The sequence below is a fragment of the Mixta calida genome, assembly GCF_002953215.1.
In the GTDB taxonomy this organism is placed as follows: domain Bacteria; phylum Pseudomonadota; class Gammaproteobacteria; order Enterobacterales; family Enterobacteriaceae; genus Mixta; species Mixta calida.
The window spans coordinates 2,822,065-2,838,889 of sequence record NZ_CP026378.1 but is presented as its reverse complement, the minus strand read 5'-3'; the positions used below and the strand labels follow the sequence as shown (position 1 = coordinate 2,838,889).

At 60.1% G+C, this 16,825-nt stretch carries 16 protein-coding genes and 1 other annotated feature; of the genes, 6 read left to right on the top strand and 10 right to left on the bottom strand.

The window, feature by feature from the left end; translation table 11 throughout:
• Positions 1-2: 2 nt before the first annotated feature.
• The 6 genes from hisH to hisL form a co-directional block, all read right to left on the bottom strand.
• Positions 3-593, bottom strand: coding sequence for an imidazole glycerol phosphate synthase subunit HisH (hisH, locus tag C2E16_RS13605; protein ID WP_084970954.1), 591 nt, complete (start codon positions 591-593; stop codon positions 3-5).
• Positions 593-1,660, bottom strand: coding sequence for a bifunctional histidinol-phosphatase/imidazoleglycerol-phosphate dehydratase HisB (hisB, locus tag C2E16_RS13600; RefSeq protein WP_084970952.1), 1,068 nt, complete (start codon positions 1,658-1,660; stop codon positions 593-595). Before hisB ends, hisH begins: the two co-directional genes overlap by 1 nt.
• Entirely contained in the window at positions 1,657-2,739 is a 1,083-nt protein-coding gene (hisC, locus tag C2E16_RS13595; protein ID WP_084970950.1) for a histidinol-phosphate transaminase, read from the bottom strand. The genes hisB and hisC overlap by 4 nt, the downstream gene beginning before the upstream one ends.
• Positions 2,736-4,043 (bottom strand): histidinol dehydrogenase, encoded by a 1,308-nt coding sequence (hisD, locus tag C2E16_RS13590; RefSeq protein ID WP_104951529.1) that lies wholly within the window; start codon positions 4,041-4,043, stop codon positions 2,736-2,738. The genes hisC and hisD overlap by 4 nt, the downstream gene beginning before the upstream one ends.
• A 4-nt stretch (positions 4,044-4,047) precedes the next feature.
• Entirely contained in the window at positions 4,048-4,947 is a 900-nt protein-coding gene (gene hisG / locus C2E16_RS13585; protein WP_084971650.1) for an ATP phosphoribosyltransferase, read from the bottom strand.
• A gap of 44 nt (positions 4,948-4,991) precedes the next feature.
• Positions 4,992-5,111 (bottom strand) — a sequence feature (His leader region).
• Positions 5,087-5,134, bottom strand: coding sequence for a his operon leader peptide (gene hisL / locus C2E16_RS13580; RefSeq protein ID WP_100396937.1), 48 nt, complete (start codon positions 5,132-5,134; stop codon positions 5,087-5,089). It overlaps the preceding feature by 25 nt.
• A 171-nt stretch (positions 5,135-5,305) precedes the next feature.
• Here hisL and C2E16_RS13575 point away from each other — a divergent pair, with 171 nt between their 5' ends.
• Positions 5,306-6,130 (top strand): SDR family oxidoreductase, encoded by an 825-nt coding sequence (locus C2E16_RS13575; protein WP_084971648.1) that lies wholly within the window; start codon positions 5,306-5,308, stop codon positions 6,128-6,130.
• A 74-nt stretch (positions 6,131-6,204) separates the two neighbouring features.
• Here C2E16_RS13575 and C2E16_RS13570 read toward each other — a convergent pair whose 3' ends face one another.
• From C2E16_RS13570 to puuD, 3 genes are read right to left on the bottom strand one after another with little or no spacing between them, the layout of a single operon-like run.
• On the bottom strand, positions 6,205-7,482 hold the full coding sequence (locus C2E16_RS13570; RefSeq protein ID WP_084971646.1) for an NAD(P)/FAD-dependent oxidoreductase: 1,278 nt from the start codon (positions 7,480-7,482) through the stop codon (positions 6,205-6,207).
• 19 nt (positions 7,483-7,501) lie between these two features.
• The gene (gene puuR / locus C2E16_RS13565) at positions 7,502-8,059 is read right to left on the bottom strand and encodes an HTH-type transcriptional regulator PuuR (RefSeq protein WP_038625305.1); all 558 of its coding nucleotides are present in this window, start codon (positions 8,057-8,059) and stop codon (positions 7,502-7,504) included.
• Positions 8,056-8,814, bottom strand: coding sequence for a gamma-glutamyl-gamma-aminobutyrate hydrolase (puuD, locus tag C2E16_RS13560; protein WP_104951528.1), 759 nt, complete (start codon positions 8,812-8,814; stop codon positions 8,056-8,058). Before puuD ends, puuR begins: the two co-directional genes overlap by 4 nt.
• Positions 8,815-9,028: 214 nt before the next feature.
• Here puuD and C2E16_RS13555 point away from each other — a divergent pair, with 214 nt between their 5' ends.
• The 4 genes from C2E16_RS13555 (at position 9,029) to C2E16_RS13535 (ending at position 14,165) form a co-directional block, all read left to right on the top strand.
• Positions 9,029-10,444, top strand: coding sequence for a glutamine synthetase family protein (locus C2E16_RS13555; RefSeq protein ID WP_084971502.1), 1,416 nt, complete (start codon positions 9,029-9,031; stop codon positions 10,442-10,444).
• Positions 10,445-10,454: 10 nt separating this feature from the next.
• Positions 10,455-11,750 (top strand): 4-aminobutyrate--2-oxoglutarate transaminase, encoded by a 1,296-nt coding sequence (gene gabT, locus C2E16_RS13550; RefSeq protein ID WP_038625308.1) that lies wholly within the window; start codon positions 10,455-10,457, stop codon positions 11,748-11,750.
• 308 nt (positions 11,751-12,058) lie between these two features.
• Positions 12,059-13,426 carry an APC family permease gene (locus C2E16_RS13540; protein WP_084971498.1) on the top strand — a complete coding sequence of 456 codons (1,368 nt, stop codon included), beginning with the start codon at positions 12,059-12,061 and terminating at the stop codon, positions 13,424-13,426.
• Between the two features lie 193 nt (positions 13,427-13,619).
• A complete protein-coding gene (locus C2E16_RS13535; RefSeq protein WP_038625310.1) occupies positions 13,620-14,165 on the top strand; it encodes a YfaZ family outer membrane protein in 546 nt (181 codons plus the stop codon).
• A 69-nt stretch (positions 14,166-14,234) separates the two neighbouring features.
• Here C2E16_RS13535 and sbcB read toward each other — a convergent pair whose 3' ends face one another.
• Positions 14,235-15,662, bottom strand: a complete 1,428-nt coding sequence (gene sbcB, locus C2E16_RS13530; RefSeq protein WP_084971496.1) for an exodeoxyribonuclease I — start codon at positions 15,660-15,662, stop codon at positions 14,235-14,237.
• Between the two features lie 328 nt (positions 15,663-15,990).
• Here sbcB and C2E16_RS13525 point away from each other — a divergent pair, with 328 nt between their 5' ends.
• Positions 15,991-16,809, top strand: a complete 819-nt coding sequence (locus C2E16_RS13525; RefSeq protein ID WP_038625312.1) for an RNase A-like domain-containing protein — start codon at positions 15,991-15,993, stop codon at positions 16,807-16,809.
• Positions 16,810-16,825: the final 16 nt, after the last annotated feature.

The window sequence follows — 16,825 nt, the reverse complement described above, 5'->3', positions numbered from 1 at the left end:
CGTTACATCTCCAGAAAGTTTTTCAGCAGCTGCGCGCCCGCTTTGCCGGAGCGCTCAGGGTGGAACTGAACACCGTAGAAGTTCTCTTTCTGCACCGCGGCGGTAAATGGTTCGCCGTAGAGGCACTGGGCGATGGTGCAGGCGTTAACCGGCATCGCATAGCTGTGGACGAAATAGAACCAGCTCTCCTCCTCAATGCCGCGAAACAGGTGGTGTCCCGCCTGCGGGGTGACGCGGTTCCAGCCCATATGGGGCAGCGGCAGCCCGCGGTCCTGCATCTGCAAAACCGGCTGATCGATAATGCCTAAGGTTTTTACGCCGCCGCTTTCGTCGCTCATGCTGCCGAGCAGCTGCATGCCAAGGCAGATGCCAAGCGTCGGCTGGGTGCAGGCTTTCACCAGCTCAATCAGCTCGCGCTCCGCCAGCTGGTCCATCGCCGCCTGCGCGGTGCCGACGCCGGGCAGAAAGAGCTTGTCCGCCTTCAGCACGATATCGGCGTCGCGGCTGACCTGCGGCGTATAGCCGAGGCGCTGAATGGCGGACTTTACCGAGGAGAGATTGGCGCAGCCGGTATCAAGGATCACCACGTTCATTACAGCACTCCTTTCGAGCTCGGCAGGGTATTGCCTTCCACGCGAATCGCCTGGCGCAGCGTGCGGCCAAAGGCCTTAAACAGACTTTCCACGCGGTGATGGTCGTTTTTGCCTTTGGTTTTCAGATGCAGTGTGCTGGCCATCGAATAGGAGAGCGAGCGGAAAAAGTGCTCGACCATCTCGGTGCTGAGATCGCCCACGCGCTGGTAGTTAAACTCCGCCTTGAACTCCAGGTGCGGACGGCCGGAAATATCCAGCGCGCAGCGCGCCAGGCATTCGTCCATCGGCAGCACGAAGCCGAAGCGGCCGATGCCGCGCTTGTCGCCCAGCGCCTTCAGCAACGCTTCTCCCAGCGCGAGGCCGGTATCTTCTACCGTGTGGTGATCGTCGATATAAAGGTCGCCTTTCACCTCGACGTTCATGCGCAGGCCGCCGTGCGTGGCGATCTGATCCAGCATATGGTCGAAAAAGCCGACGCCGGTGTTGATTTTGCTGCCGCCTTCGCGGTCCAGCCACACCTCGATTTCAATCTGCGTTTCTTTGGTGTTGCGGTTCACCTTCGCATAGCGATCGCGCTGCGTCAGCTTCTGGCAGATGGCGTTCCAGTCCAGGCCATCCTGGCTGTAGCGCAGCCCCTGGATGCCCATGTTCTGCGCCAGCTCGATATCGGTGGCGCGATCGCCGATTACATAGCTGTTGGCCTTGTCCAGCGCGCCTTCCGCCAGCCAGGCCTCTACCAGTTTGGTTTTCGGCTTGCGGCAGTCGCAGTTATCCGCCGGCAGATGCGGGCAGATCAGAATATCGTCGAAGCGCACGCCCTGCGAGGTCAGGATCTGCATCATCAGATTATGCGGGCCGTCAAAATCCGCCTGCGGGAAACTGTCGGTGCCGAGGCCGTCCTGGTTGGTGATCATCACCAGCTGGTAGCCCGCCTTCTGCAGCGCCAGCAGCGCCGGGATCACGTCCGGCTCAAAGGCCAGCTTCTCCATGCGGTCGACCTGGAAATCCTGCGGCGGTTCGCTGATAAGGGTGCCGTCGCGATCGATAAAAAGGGTTTTCTGACTCATGCTTGCTCCACGGTGCCGGGCAGGGTTTGCAGTGCGGCGATCAGGCGCTCGCACTCGGTTCGGGTGCCGATGGAAATGCGCAGGCATCCGGCAAGTCCCGGGTTCTTGTTCTGGTCACGCAGGATAATGCCCTGGTCCCACAGGGTTTTAAATACCCGTGGCGAATCGGTAAAGCGCGCCAGAAGATAGTTGGTCTCGCTGGGAAAGACCTGCTCGACGCAGGGCAGCGTCGCCAGCGTCGTCGCCAGCCAGCTGCGGTTGGCGTTCAGCTCCACCACATGGCTGCGCATCAGGGCGATGCCTTCCGCGCTCAGCGCCTGAGCGGCGATATCGGCCACCGGCGTCGACAGCGGATAGGGCGCGATCACTTTTAACAGCAGCGCGATCACCGCCGGATTCGCTAGGGTAAAGCCGCAGCGCAGCCCCGCCAGCGCAAAGGCTTTCGACAGCGTGCGCAGCACCACGAGGTGCGGATATTCCGCGATCCAGCTCGCAAGCGTCGCCTGCGGGCAGAACTCGATATAGGCTTCGTCCGCCACCACCAGCGCTTTGCCGCGCGTCATCTCCAGCAGTTGACGAATATCGTCTCTATTGATCAGGTTGCCGGTCGGATTGTTGGGACTGCACATATAGACCAGCTTGACGCCCGGCAGCGCGGCGGCGATGGCGGGCAGGTTCAGCTGCCAGTTCTCCAGCGCCGCCACGGTGCGATATTCGATGCCGATGGTTTCGGCGCTGACGCTGTACATGCCATAGGTCGGCGGGCAGAACAGGATTGCGTCCTGACCCGGCTCGCAGAAGGCGCGCATCAGCAGCTCGATGCCTTCGTCCGCGCCGCGGCTGACCAGCACCTGCTCCGGCGACAGTCCGGCGTAGGCGGCGTAGCGTTCAATTACCTGCTTCGGCTGGCATTCCGGGTAGCGGTTCAGCGTCTGCTGCGACAGCTCGAACGGTACCGGCAGCGGATATTCGTTGGCGTTCAGCCAGACGTCGCCGTTGCCGCCGAGACGACGCGCGGACTGATAGGGCGTCAGCGCCTGCACGTTGGCGCGCGCCAGCCGGACGATATTGTCACTCATACTTTCTCCTTCAGCGCGGCGACGCGCAGCGTAACGGCATTTTTATGGGCGATGAGCTGCTCTGCGGCAGCCAGCGTCTCAATGGTCGGCGCCAGGTTCAGGAAGCCCTGCGGCGTCAGTTCCTGCACCGTCATGCGCTTCTGGAAATCCGCCAGCCCCAGGCTGGAGCAGGTGGCGGTATAGCCGTAGGTCGGCAGCACATGGTTGGTGCCGGAGGCGTAGTCGCCCGCCGATTCCGGCGACCAGTCGCCGAGAAACACCGATCCGGCGCTGGTGATCTGTTCCACCAGCTCGCGCGGCTGGCGCGTCTGAATAATCAAATGCTCCGGTCCGTAGCGGTTGGATATCTCTACGCACTGCTGCAAATCGCGCGCCACGATCAGGCGGCTGCTGGCGAGCGCCTGACGCGCGGTCTCGGCGCGCGGCAGCTGGGCCAGCTGCGCTTCCACCGCTTCCGCCACCGCCTGCGCCAGCTGACGCGACGGGGTCAGCAGAATCACCTGCGAGTCGGGGCCATGCTCCGCCTGCGACAGCAGATCGGAAGCGACAAAGGCGGGCGTGGCTTCCTCGTCGGCAATCACCAGCACTTCAGAAGGCCCGGCGGGCATATCGATCGCCGCGCCGTCAAGACGCTGGCTCACCTGACGCTTCGCCTCGGTCACCCACGCGTTGCCGGGGCCGAAGATTTTATCGACTTTCGGTACTGATTCGGTACCGAAGGCCAGCGCGGCGATCGCCTGCGCGCCGCCGACCTGGAATACCTCCTCCACGCCGCACAATTGCGCGGCGTACAGGATCTCATCGGCGATCGGCGGCGGCGAGCAGAGCACCACGCGCTGGCAGCCGGCGATGCGCGCCGGGGTCGCCAGCATCAGCACGGTTGAAAAGAGCGGCGCCGAGCCGCCGGGAATATAGAGGCCGACCGAGCGAATCGGGCGGGTCACCTGCTGACAGCGCACGCCGGGCTGGGTTTCAATATCCACGGCAGGCAGCTGCTGGGCGCGGTGGAAGGTCTCGATATTGGCGACGGCTGCCGCCATCGCCTGCCTGACGTCGTCGCTCAGCCGCTCCGCCGCCGCGGCGATCTGCGCCGGACCGACGCGCAGTTCGTCCACCTGCGCCTTATCGAAGGCCGCGCTGTATTCGCGCAGGGCGGTGTCGCCCGCTTCGCGGACGCGGGTAAGAATGGTTTTCACCGTTTGGGTAATATTGTCCGAGGCGGAGATCGCCGGGCGGGTCAGCAGCGCCTGCTGCTGCGCCTCGTCGCACTGCTGCCAGTCGGTAAGCGTGTCAAAGCGGCTCATGGGTTTACTCCATCATCTTCTCAATCGGCAGTACCAGGATCGAACTGGCGCCCAGCGCCTTCAGTTTTTCCATCGTTTCCCAGAACAGGGTTTCGCTGCTGACCATGTGCATCGCCAGGCGGCTCTGGTCGCCCGCCAGCGGCAGCACCGTCGGACGCTCGGCGCCCGGCAGCAGCGCGATCACTTCTTCCAGCCGCTCGCTCGGCGCGTGCAGCATGATATATTTCGATTCGCGCGCTTTGATCACGCCCTGAATGCGCGTCATCAATTTATCTACCAGCTCCTGTTTCGCCGCCGACAGTTCGCCGTCGCGCTGGATCAGCACCGCTTTGGAACGGTAAATCACTTCCACTTCGCGCAGGCCGTTCGCTTCCAGCGTCGCGCCGGTTGAAACCAGGTCGCAGATGGCATCGGCCAGGCCAGCGCGCGGCGCGACTTCCACCGAGCCGTTCAGCAGACAGGATTTAAAAGCGACGCCCTGTTTATCAAGATACTGTTTCAGCAGGTGAGGATAGGAGGTGGCGATGCGCGAACCCTGAAGACACTGGACGCCGTTATATTCCTCGTCCACCGGCATCGCCAGCGACAGGCGACAGCCGCCGAAATCGAGGCGGCGCAGGGTAAAGTAGCGCGGGTCTTCGCCCTGCGCGCGGCGGGTCAGCAGCTCTTCTTCCAGCACGTTTTCGCCGACGATGCCGAGATCCACCACGCCGTCCATCACGAGGCCCGGAATATCGTCGTCACGCACGCGCAAAATATCGATCGGCATATTCTCAGCAAAGGCGATCAGGCGCTGCTGCTGCAGGTTGATTTTGATGCCGCAGCGCGCCAGAAGCTCGCGCGATTCATCGCTTAAACGGCCAGATTTTTGCATAGCTATGCGTAAACGGGTGTTATCTAACATCTCTCCAGTCCTCTTGTCATTTATCCGGTCGGTCGCAGTCAGCCAAAAAAAAGCCCCCGGAAGAAGATCTTCCGGGGCTCTTATCGCGCTCTGCACCACTGGAAGATCAATTGTCTTCCAGCACACATCGCCTGAAAGACTAGTCAGGGTGATGGTGGTGGTGATGGTTGAACTGAACGCGTGTCATAAAATTCTCTGCATGTATATTCATTTGCCTGTCAATTAACCTAGCGGAGAAGAGGGCGATTGGCAACCGTTTTTTCGCGCGCGGCGCAAATCTCTTTTTCAACGAAGATTGTCATGCTCAGGAGCGTGGCGTAGCCTTAGAAGAAAACAGGCTGACGCCTCAGGAGCAGAGATGAAAAAAGTCGCGATTGTAGGTCTTGGATGGCTGGGAATGCCGCTGGCGATGGCGCTGACGTCGCGCGGCTGGCAGGTTACCGGCAGCAAAACGACGCCGGACGGCGTCGAGGCGGCGCGCATGTGCGGCATTGAAAGCTGTCAGTTGACCTTAACGCCGGAGCTGGAGTGCGATGCGGATGAGCTGGAGGCGCTGCTGGCGGTGGACGCGCTGGTGGTGACGCTGCCGGCCAGCCGCACCGTGGAGGGCGGCGAACATTATCTGCGCGCGGTGCAAAACCTGGTCGACAGCGCGCTGGCGTTCAGCGTGCCGCGCATCATCTTCACCAGCTCCACATCGGTTTATGGCGACGGCAATGGCGTGGTGAAAGAGCATAGCCCGTTACAGCCGGTCACCGTCGCCGGTAAAACGCTGGTAGAGCTGGAAAACTGGCTGCACGATCTGCCCGGCACTTCGGTCGATATTCTGCGGCTGGCGGGACTGGTAGGACCGAAGCGTCATCCGGGCCGCTTTCTGGCGGGCAAGACTGAGGTGCGCGACGGCGAACATGGCGTTAATCTGGTCCATCTGGATGATGTGGTCGAGGCGATTATTCTGTTGCTGCAAACGCCGAAGGGCGGACGCACCTATAATCTCTGCGCGCCGGCGCATCCTTCCCGTCAGGACTTTTATCCATCGGTGGCGCGCCAGCTGGGGCTGACGCCGCCGACTTTCGCGCCTGCCGCGCGTGAGAAGGGCAAGCTGGTGGACGGCAGTAAAATTTGCGATGAGCTGGGATTTGAGTATCGCTATCCCGATCCGATTAAAATGCCGCTGGGCTAAAGCCAGCGGAACAGCGCGGCTGGCGGGCCGCCTGTTGTTCTGCGAAGCGCGGTTTGTCGCAGCGTAAGGCGTCGCTAAACGCCCAGCCGATCGCGCAGCGCGTACCAGGCGGCGCCGACGGCGGTCAGCGGCACCTTAAAGCGTCGGCCGCCGGGGAAGGGGAGATGCGGCAGTTTGGCGAAGGCGTCGAAACGCTCGGCGTCGCCGCGCAGCGCTTCCGCCACCAGCTTGCCCGCCAGATGGGTAAAGGTGACGCCGTGTCCGCTGTCCCCCTGAATATAGTAAGCCTGCTTCTCCAGCCGCCCCAGTTGCGGCATGCGCGACAGCGTCAGCAAAAAGTTGCCGCTCCAGCAGTGACTCAACTTGACGTTCTTTAACTGCGGGAAGGTTTTTAACAGCTTGGGCCGAATCAGCGCCTCAATGTCCTGCGGCTCGCGCGCGCCGTAAATCACGCCGCCGCCATAGAGCAGCCGGTTGTCGGCGGTCAGCCGGAAGTAGTCCAGCAGATAATTGCAATCCTCCACGCAGTAGTTGTCCGGCAGCAGCGCCAGCGCCTGATCGTTGCTGAGCGGCTCGGTGGTAACGATCTGCGATCCGCAGGGCATGCTTTTTCGACTCAGGCGCGGCTCCAGCTCCGGCGCCAGATAGGCGTTGCCGGCGAAAATCACAAATTTGGCGCTGACGTCGCCGCGCGCGGTTTTAATCAGATGCGGCGCGCCGTAGATGACCTGTTCCACCGCCGATTGTTCATAGATGCGGCCGCCGTGCCGTCGTATCGCCTCCGCCTCGCCCAGCGCCAGATTCAACGGATGGAGATGGCCGCCGCGACGATCCAGCAGTCCGCCGACGTAGCGTTCCGTTGCAATTTCACGGCGAATGCCGCGTTCGTCCAGCAATTCCAGCTCATGATTGCCGTAGCGTTCCCACAGCCGCTGCTGATTGCGCAGATGCTGCATCTGGCGTGCATTCAACGCGGCGAAGATACCGCCGGGACGGTAGTCGCAGGCGATAGCATAACGATCGATGCGGTCGCGGATAATGTCCGCGCCCTCAAACATCATGCTGCCGAGCATACGCGCTGCGTCGACGCCGTAACGCTGTTCAATAACGTCAATGTCGCGGCTGTAGGAGTTAACCACCTGGCCGCCGTTGCGCCCGCTGGCGCCGTAGCCGACGCGCGCCGCCTCCAGCACCACCACGTCATAGCCCGCTTCGGTCAGAAACAGCGCGGAGGAGAGGCCGGTGAATCCCGCGCCGATAATGCAAACGTCGCACTGCACCGAGCCATCCAGGTGCGGCCAGGGTTGATGCGGATTAACCGTTGCGGCGTAATAGCTGTCGACATAATTCACGGCGGGTCTCCTTAGCGGTTCAGAAGCTGGCGGGCGTATGGGCGCTGACGATGCGACAGGGCCGCGTTGAGGTATTGCTGAAGCTGTGCGGCAGACCGGTATCGATAACGTAGCTCTGCCCGGCCTGTAACTGATAGCTCTGGCCGCCGATGGTCAGGGTGATTTCTCCCTCCAGCAGCGTGCCGGTCTCTTCGCCGGGATGACGAATTTTTTCGCCGGTAGTGGCGCCCGGCTCATAGGTTTCCAGCAGCATCGCCAGATTATGACTTGCGTTGCCGTTATGAATCAGCTTCAGCGAGACGCCCTGACTGCCGATGTCGATCAGCTCCTGCGGCTCGATCACAATTTTCGGCGGCGTATTTTTCAGGGGCTCCGAAAAAAACTCCGACAGCGACAGCCCATAGACCTTCAGCAGCTTTTGTAGCGTGCTGACGGCGGGGCTGACTTTATCCTGTTCAATGGTGCTGATGGCGCTGTGCGTCAGTCCGGCAAGCTCCGCGACGCGCCGTTGTGATAAACCTAATTCCTGACGGATCTGTGACAGCCGACGTCCTGGGGCCAGTGTGGCTTCGTTCATAGCCGTTTTTCCCGGGTGAATTGATGACAGGCGTGAATAAAAGCCCCGAACAGTTGCGTCGAAGCTTCAGTATGTTGATAGCGCCATTCGGGATGCCACTGCACGCCGATGGCGAACGGATGATTCGGTACGGCGACCGCTTCGATTACGCCGTCCGGCGCGGTCGCCTCGATTTGCAACAGCGGGCCCGGATGCAGCACCCCCTGTTTATGCAGCGAATTTACTTCAATGGAGGTGGCGCCGCGCAGCAGCTGCGACAGCCGTCCTTCGGCAGTCAGCGCTATCGCATGCGTCGGCGCATACTGCTCCGCCAGCGGCCGGTCGTCGTCGGCGTGGTGACGGATAGCCTCTGCGGGCAGCGCGCGGCGCAGCGTGCCGCCGGTGGCGACCACCAGCTCCTGCATGCCGCGACAGATCGCCAGCAGCGGCATCCTGAGCGGCAGCGCCTGCTGGATCAGCGCCAGCGCCAGCGCGTCACGGCCCGGATCGGCGAGCTCCTCCTCGCCGGTCTCGGCGTAGCGCCAGGGTTCAATATTGCTTGGACTGCCGGGCAGCAACAGCCCGTCCAGCAGCGGCAGCGTGCGTCTGGCGATAGTCTCGCTCAGATCGGGGCGGTGCGGCAGCGCCACGGGAACGCCGCCCGCATCCATAATGGCGTCGAGATATTTCTGGTGCAGTACAAAAGCGGGATGGCCATCTTTCACGGTGCGGCACGTCAAGACGCCGATCAACGGCTTGTCCATTATTCTTTCCATCCTGCCCCTCACGTTAACTGGCAAATATTTCTGACAAAACCGCAGCGGAGACGCTGATTTGTACAATATATTTTCAATCTAGTCAGGCTTTGTTCAATATTCAAACCGCTTTGTAACATTTGCACACTTTTTGTCTTATGACTATGTTCTAAATGTGGCCGTTATTTTGAGCAGTACGCACAACCTTTATAAACGGTAAATGGCGGGTGGGATCATGACAAACCTGGTGGAAGTAGAAGACTTCACGCGACACAGTGAAGAGATGCGAACCAGCGCGTTCCAGAATGAGGTAAAAGCCTATCTGGAACGCCATCCTGAAACACAGTATGTCGATATTCTTCTTAACGATCTGAACGGTGTTTTTCGCGGTAAACGTATTCCGGTAAGCAGCCTTGCAAGGCTGGAAAAAGGTTGTTACTTCCCGGCATCGGTCTTTGCAATGGATATTCTTGGCAACACCGTCGAACAGGCCGGTTTAGGCCAGGCGCTGGGCGAGCCGGACAACATCTGTACGCCCGTCGAGGGCACGCTGGTTCCCGCCGCTTCCGATCCCGACCATATTGCGCAACTGCTGTTGACCATGCGCAATCAAGATGGCACTCCCTTTGACGTTGAACCCCGAAATGTACTGAACAATCTCTGGCAGCGCTTGCGCAACCGGGGACTGTTTCCGGTGGTAGCGGTAGAGCTGGAGTTCTATCTGGTCGATAAACAACGCGATCCCGAAGGCTATATTCAGCCGCCCTGTACGCCCGGCAGCGACGAGCGCAGCATGCAGAGTCAGGTCTACTCCGTCGACAACCTGGACCATTTCGCCGAGGTGCTGGGCGATATCGACCGGCTGGCGAAGCTGCAGGGTATTCCTACCGACGGCGCGCTGGCGGAAGCCTCGCCCGGCCAGTTTGAAATCAACCTGCATCATACGCGCAACGTCCTGAGCGCCTGCGACCATGCGCTACAGCTGAAAAGGCTGGTGCGTCAGGTGGCGGAAAACCACGGCATGACCGCCACCTTTATGGCGAAACCCTATGAGGAGTACGCCGGCAGCGGGATGCATGTGCATGTCAGCATGCTGGACGCCGCCGATCACAATGCCTTCGCCTGCGACGACGGCAGCGATTCGCCGCTGCTGAAGCGCGCGCTGGCGGGGATGATCGATCTGATGCCCGCCTCGATGGCCCTGCTGGCGCCGAACGTTAACGCCTATCGCCGCTTTATTCCCGAATCCTACGTGCCGCTGCAAGCCTCCTGGGGCCACAACAACCGCACCGTGGCGTTGCGCATTCCCTGCGGCGATATCGATAACCGCCGCATTGAGTATCGCGTCGCCGGTGCGGACGCTAACCCCTGGCTGGTGATGGCGGCGATTTTCGCCGGCATTCTGCACGGGCTGGATACTCCGCTGACGCTGCCCGCGCCGGTTACCGGCAACGGCCACACGTCGGACGGCACGCCGCTGCCGGTGCGTCAGAGCGAGGCGCTGGGCGAGTTCGCGCAAAGCCGCGCCCTGCGCGAGCTGCTGGGGGAACGCTTCAGCTTTGTCTGGCACAGCTGCAAACACCATGAGCTGATGCAGTTTGAACGGCTGATTACCGCCACTGAGATTGACTGGATGTTGAAAAACGCCTGAGGTGAGCATCATGCAAACGAATCAACAGTGGCAGGCGCGGCGCGAAGCGGCGGTAACGCCCGGCGTGGGCAACGCGCTGCCGGTTTACATTGCGAAAGCGCGCAACGCGGAAATCTGGGATGTGGAAGGGCGACGCTATATCGATTTCGCCTCCGGCATCGCGGTGCTGAATACCGGCCATAACCACCCGGACGTCATGCGTGCGGTGCAGGGACAGCTGGAGTGCTTTACTCATCCCTGTTTTCAGGTGACGCCATACGGCAGCTACGTCGAACTGGCGGAAAAGCTGAACGCGCTGGCGCCGATCGCCGGTCCGGCGCAGACCCTGCTGATGACCACCGGCGCCGAGGCGGTGGAAAACGCGATCAAGGTGGCGCGCATCGCCACCGGACGCTCCGGCGTCATTGCCTTCCGTGGCGGCTTTCACGGCCGCACGCTGCTGGGGATGGCGCTGACCGGCAAGGTGCAGCCCTATAAAAAAGGGTACGGGCCATTTCCCGGCGGTATCTTCCATGCCCCTTATCCGGTCAGCTATCCCGGCATCAGCGAAAGCCAGGCGTCAGGCGCCCTACAGGGCATCTTCGCGGCGGACGTCTCGCCGGATGACGTGGCGGCGATCATTATCGAGCCGGTGCAGGGAGAGGGCGGCTTTTACGCCGCGCCGCCGACCTTTCTGCGTCAGCTACGCCAGATCTGCGACGAACACGGCATCGTGCTGATCGCCGATGAGATCCAGAGCGGCTTCTGTCGCACCGGCAAAACCTTCGCTATCGAGCATAGCGGCGTCGAGCCCGATATCATTACCATGGCGAAAAGCCTGGCCGGCGGCTTTCCACTGTCGGCGGTGGTCGGCCGCGCCGCGCTGATGCAGAAAGCGCAGGCGGGGGGACTCGGCGGCACCTACGCCGGTTCGCCGGTCAGCATCGCCGCGGCGCTGGCGGTGCTGGAGATTATCGAACGCGAGCAGCTTAACCAGCGCGCTCAGGAACAGGGCGAGCAGGTGGTGGCGTTTCTGCATCAGCTGGCGGAGCAGTTCGACTGTATCGGCGACGTGCGTCACGTCGGCGCGATGATCGCCATGGAGCTGGTGGAAGAGGGCGACGCGCAACGCCCGGCGAAGGCGCTGACTCAGGCACTGGTGCAGGAGGCGGGGCGTCAGGGGCTGATATTGCTCGCCTGCGGCGTGCGCGCCAACGTGATTCGTTTTTTAATTCCGCTTACCGCCGAAAAAGAAATTGTTACTGAAGGTCTCAATATCTTGTCATCCTCCCTCCACGTGGTGCAAAATATGCGCCCTGCAAAATAGAGAAATAACCGGCGCTTTACGCGTCGGTTATTTTTTTGCATTTAACCAGGCTAATTTAAAAAGAGGCCGGCCTGCGTGCCGGATAGATACACACTGAACACGTTTACCGTGTGGTTTTGAGGAAAAAAAGATGGGGCAACTCGTTAATTTCTCACCAGCGTTCGCTGGTGTTCGACTCCGTGATGATTATGGCGCAATCGGCCTCGGCCCTGCATCCTCTGTCACGCCTCTGAAGAACCTCTCTCGCTTAACGCGAAGTTTCCCTGTGGTCCGCCCGCACCAGGCCGCCGCTATGGGGGGACTGAACCATGTCGCATAATATCAACAACGTCGCGCAGCCGCGTCGTACCCACCTGAAAAAAACACTGACTTTAATGCCGGTGGTGATGATTGGTCTCGCCTATATGCAGCCGATGACGCTGTTTGATACCTTTGGTATCGTTTCCGGCCTGACCGACGGACATGTCGCCACCGCCTATGCTTTCGCGCTGATCGCCATCCTGTTTACTGCGCTGAGCTACGGTAAGCTGGTACACCGCTTCCCATCTGCGGGCTCCGCTTATACCTACGCGCAGAAAACCATTAGCCCGCACGTCGGCTTTATGGTTGGCTGGTCGTCGCTGCTTGATTATCTGTTTATGCCGATGATCAACATTCTGCTGGCGAAAATCTATTTTGAAGCGCTGGTTCCCGATCTCCCTTCATGGATTTTCGTCGTGCTGCTGGTCGGCTTTATGACGCTGTCCAACCTGCGCGGCATCAAAACCGTCGCCAACTTCAACAGCCTGATTGTGGTGTTGCAGGTGGCGGTGATGATCGTGCTGATGGGCATGGTGATTTACGGCGTAGCGCATGGCGAAGGCGCCGGCACGCTGGTCAGCAGCCGCCCGTTCTGGTCGGAGAATGCGCATGTGGTGCCGATGATCACCGGCGCTACTATTCTCTGCTTCTCGTTCCTCGGCTTCGACGGCATCAGCTCGCTCTCTGAAGAGACGAAAGATGCGGAGCGCGTGATCCCGAAAGCGATCTTCCTGACGGCGCTGGTCGGCGGCATCATCTTTATCGTGGTGTCTTACTTCCTGCAGCTCTATTTCCCGGATATTTCGCGCTTTAAGGACCCGGACGCGTCGCAGCCGGAAATCATGCTCTACGTGGCGGGTAAAACCTTCCAGTTCGGCATTCTGATTTTCTCCTGCGTGACGGTGCTGGCTTCCGGTATGGCCGCCCACGCGGGCGTGAGTCGTCTGATGTACGTGATGGGCCGCGACGGCGTCTTCCCGGAGCGTTTCTTCGGCTACGTGCATCCGAAATGGCGTACTCCAGCGCTGAACGTGTTGCTGGTAGGCGCTATCGCGCTGCTGGCGATCCGCTTTGACCTGGTGACGGCGACGGCGCTGATCAACTTCGGCGCGCTGGTGGCCTTTACCTTCGTTAACCTGTCGGTGATTTCACAGTTCTGGATCCGCGAGAAGCGTCGCCATACGCTGAAGGACAACATCAACTATCTGGTGCTGCCGCTCTGCGGTGCGCTGACGGTTGGCGCGCTGTGGATTAACCTCGAAGAGAGTTCGATGGTGCTGGGCCTGATCTGGGCGGCAGTCGGTATCATTTACCTGGCCTTCGTCACCCGCAGCTTCCGTAATCCGGTGCCGCAGTACAGCGAAGAATCGCTCTGATTCGACGCGTTAAACGCCATCAAGGCCAGACAGCTGTCTGGCCTTTTTTCTGCCTGGCGCGCAGGCGGGCGGCCCTCTCCGGTCGACAGTCGCACGGCGGCATCCTGCTGTTTCGCGCTTATCGGCCTTGTATCTCAGAGTCAGCTCCGCTACCCTGCGCCAGCAATTACTGCCTGAATGAATGGAGTTGGCAATGTTTAAAAAAGTAGTGGTAAGCAGCGGTCTGGCGCTGGCGTTGGTTGCAGGTTCGGCGCAGGCTATCGAGGGCAGCGTTGATGTGGGTGAACATTACACCAACCTGAACGTTGGACTGGGCACTACCTCCCCTGGCCTGAGCCTGTCCGGCAACTGGATGCGCAGCGATCACGACGGCGACGTCTCCGGCCTGCGTCTGGGCTATAACATCGAAGTCGGTTCCGTTTTCCTGACGCCGGGCATCAAAGCGATGTGGATCGATCCTGAAGATGGCAAAGATGGCTTCGCGGCGGCAGTTGGCGCGGGCGTGAGCTTCCCGATCACCAAAATGCTGGGCCTGTACGGCGAATATTACTACTCGCCGGAATCCTTTACCGATCACCTCGACAGCTATCAGGAAGCCTCCGGCGGCATCAGCTTTACGCCGATCTCCCTGTTAAACGTGCGCGTCGGCTATAAATATGCCGAGCTGAACAATAAAGGCGATCGTAAAGACAACGTGCTGGCCGACGGCCCCTATATTGGCGCTTCGCTGCGCTTCTGACGGACAGGTTCGTTCAGCATAAAAAAGCCGCCTTTGTGGGCGGCTTTTTTACGGGCGGCAGGCGTACCGTTACGAGACCAGTTCGCGCGCGTAGTCATACAGCGCCTTCAGCTGCGCCATCTTCTCTTTGTCGCCGTCGTGCAGGTTGGCCAGCGACTCCAGCTCCAACAGAAACGCTTCGATGCGTTCGCCGTTCAACACTTCGCGACGATGTTGCAGCCAGCGCTGCTGCTCGCTGTCATCCAGCGTGCCGGGATAGTTGCGCGCGCGATAGCGGAACAGCAGCTTCTCGATGCGCGCATCGTTAAAGGTGAGATCGAGCGCCGGCAGGTTGGCGGGAGCGGTTTTCTGGATAATGGTCATCGCCGATTTATCGGCGTCGCTGAAGAAGCCGTTATAAATCTGGGCGTCGACATCTTCTGAAGGGGTAAACGGCTCCGCTTCGGCATAGATCGCCACCACCTTTTCGCGCACCTCGGCGTGCTGGCGCAGCAGCGCCAGGTTATCGAGACAGCGCTGTCGGTCGATGCCCAGACGCTCAGCGTCTTCCGGGCGCAGCGTATTGGCAGGCGCCAACACCGGACATTTATTGCTGTGCACCAACTTAATCGGCACCGCCGCGTTGTCGCCCAGCGCCTGACGCGGCGTATAGAGCCGTTCGCGTAGCGCGTCGGCGTCCAGTTCCAGCAGCGGAGTGATATCTCCCGCCAGATCGCAGACGATCAGCGCGTTGCGGTTTTCCGGGTGCCAGGCGAGCGGGGCGATCCAGCTGGTGTTGCCCCTCAGCGCGCCGAACATGCCGGAGATATGCACCAGCGGCTTCATCTGCGGAATATCGATCAAAGTATTGATCTTCTGCTTCGTGCGGTGCCGGAACAGAAACTCGAACAGCTTCGGCTGTTTCTCTTTCACCAGCTTCGCCATGGCGATAGTGGCGTAAACGTCCGACATCGCGTCGTGCGCGTTATTGTGTTCCACGCCGTTGGCCTGAGTCAGGAGCTCCAGCTTAAAGCTTGGCAGCCCCTCATCATTTTCTGGCCAGTTGATGCCGTCGGGACGCAGCGCGTAGCAGGCGCGCATGACATCCAGCAGATCCCAGCGCGAATTGCCGTTCTGCCAGCTCCAGGCGTAGGGATCGTAAAAGTTGCGATAAAAAATATTGCGCGTCACTTCATCGTCGAAGCGCACGTTGTTATAGCCGACCACGCAGGTGTTTTCGACGGTAAACAGGGCATGAATGCGTCGGGCGAATTCCGCTTCAGTCACTCCGCGCGCCTGCGCCAGCTGCGGCGTAATGCCGGTGATCATCACCGCCTCCGGCTGTGGCAGATAATCGTCCGCTGGCTGGCAGTAAAAAACCTCCGGCTCGCCGATGATATTGAAATCCATATCGGTGCGAATGCCGGCGAACTGCGCCGGGCGATCCAGCGCCGGGCTTTTGCCGAAGGTCTCGTAATCGTGGAAGAGGAAGGTTGGCTGGTTCGCGTTATCGCTCACTGGTTTTAAATGCCCTTATCTGTTGCTTAGATGGTGTCTTTGCGTGCTTTTGATGGTTTGCGCCTGCTTGCGTTTTCTACTGTCCGCTGACGTTAGGCCTGCGTTGCGTTTTGGCGACGCAGATAAAATGACTATAGCTATCAGTAACGCAAAAAGCGCGGTCTCTATGGTAAACCATATGCAGGCTCTGCCGAAACACCGCATTGAGATGGCTGGAAGGAGAGCCGATAGTTTTCGCGGAATACGCAGGGCTGGGTGAAGCGGGAAAGAAAACAGCGGCTGGAACGGAAGCGCCGGAGAATTAGAGACGATTAACAAGGAACGTTTTATGGATGCGGAATTACAATTCGCCATTTCGCCGGTGCAGCTGGCGGGCGTGCTGGACTACCACACGGTGTCGGAGGCGGAAGCGTTCGGCAACAGATTGCTGGGCGGACTGGAACTGGCGCTGGGAACCGTTGAACTCATGGGCGCCGCCGCACTTTGCGTTGTGCCTGAACCGACGATGCTGACAAAAGCGGTGTGCGTGGTGACCGGCGCACACAGCCTGGACAACATTAACGCCGCCACCAACCGCATCCTGACCGGACATGATACCCGCACGGCAACACTTCGACTCACCGAAAAGCTGGCGAAAGAGGCCGGCGCCGGCGACAGCACGGCCATGTATATCGGGTTGACCGTTGATGCTGCCGTCCCGGCAGCGGCGGGGCTGGCCTGGGGCGTGTCGCGGATTAAATATGTTCGTGCAGGAACGCTGAAGCTGGCGGAGCATGAAGGCGTCAAGAAAATCGGCGGGCATACCATCAGGAAGCACATTGCAAAAACTGACGAAGAACTCCTGGCGCGCCTTGCACACAGCCGTGATGCACGCTCAGCCACGTCTTTTCACAGCGTGGAGCAGGCCGAAAAGTTTGTCAGTGCCGCATTGCGGGCTAACCGCATTAAAATTATTCGTTGGGCAAATACGGGAAGAATAGAAAAGCCGTTAGAAATTACGTGGGACGCTGGTACAACAGTCGGCTATAGATTCCGCAAAGGAAGCCAGGTTAAGTGGGCTGTCAGTCGCGTCCGGGTAGTTTTAAAAGGACAAGAGTATCTTGGCAAACCCTATTTTATTTTGACGTCATACCCGTTCCTGGAATAATGCTATGAGATTACTT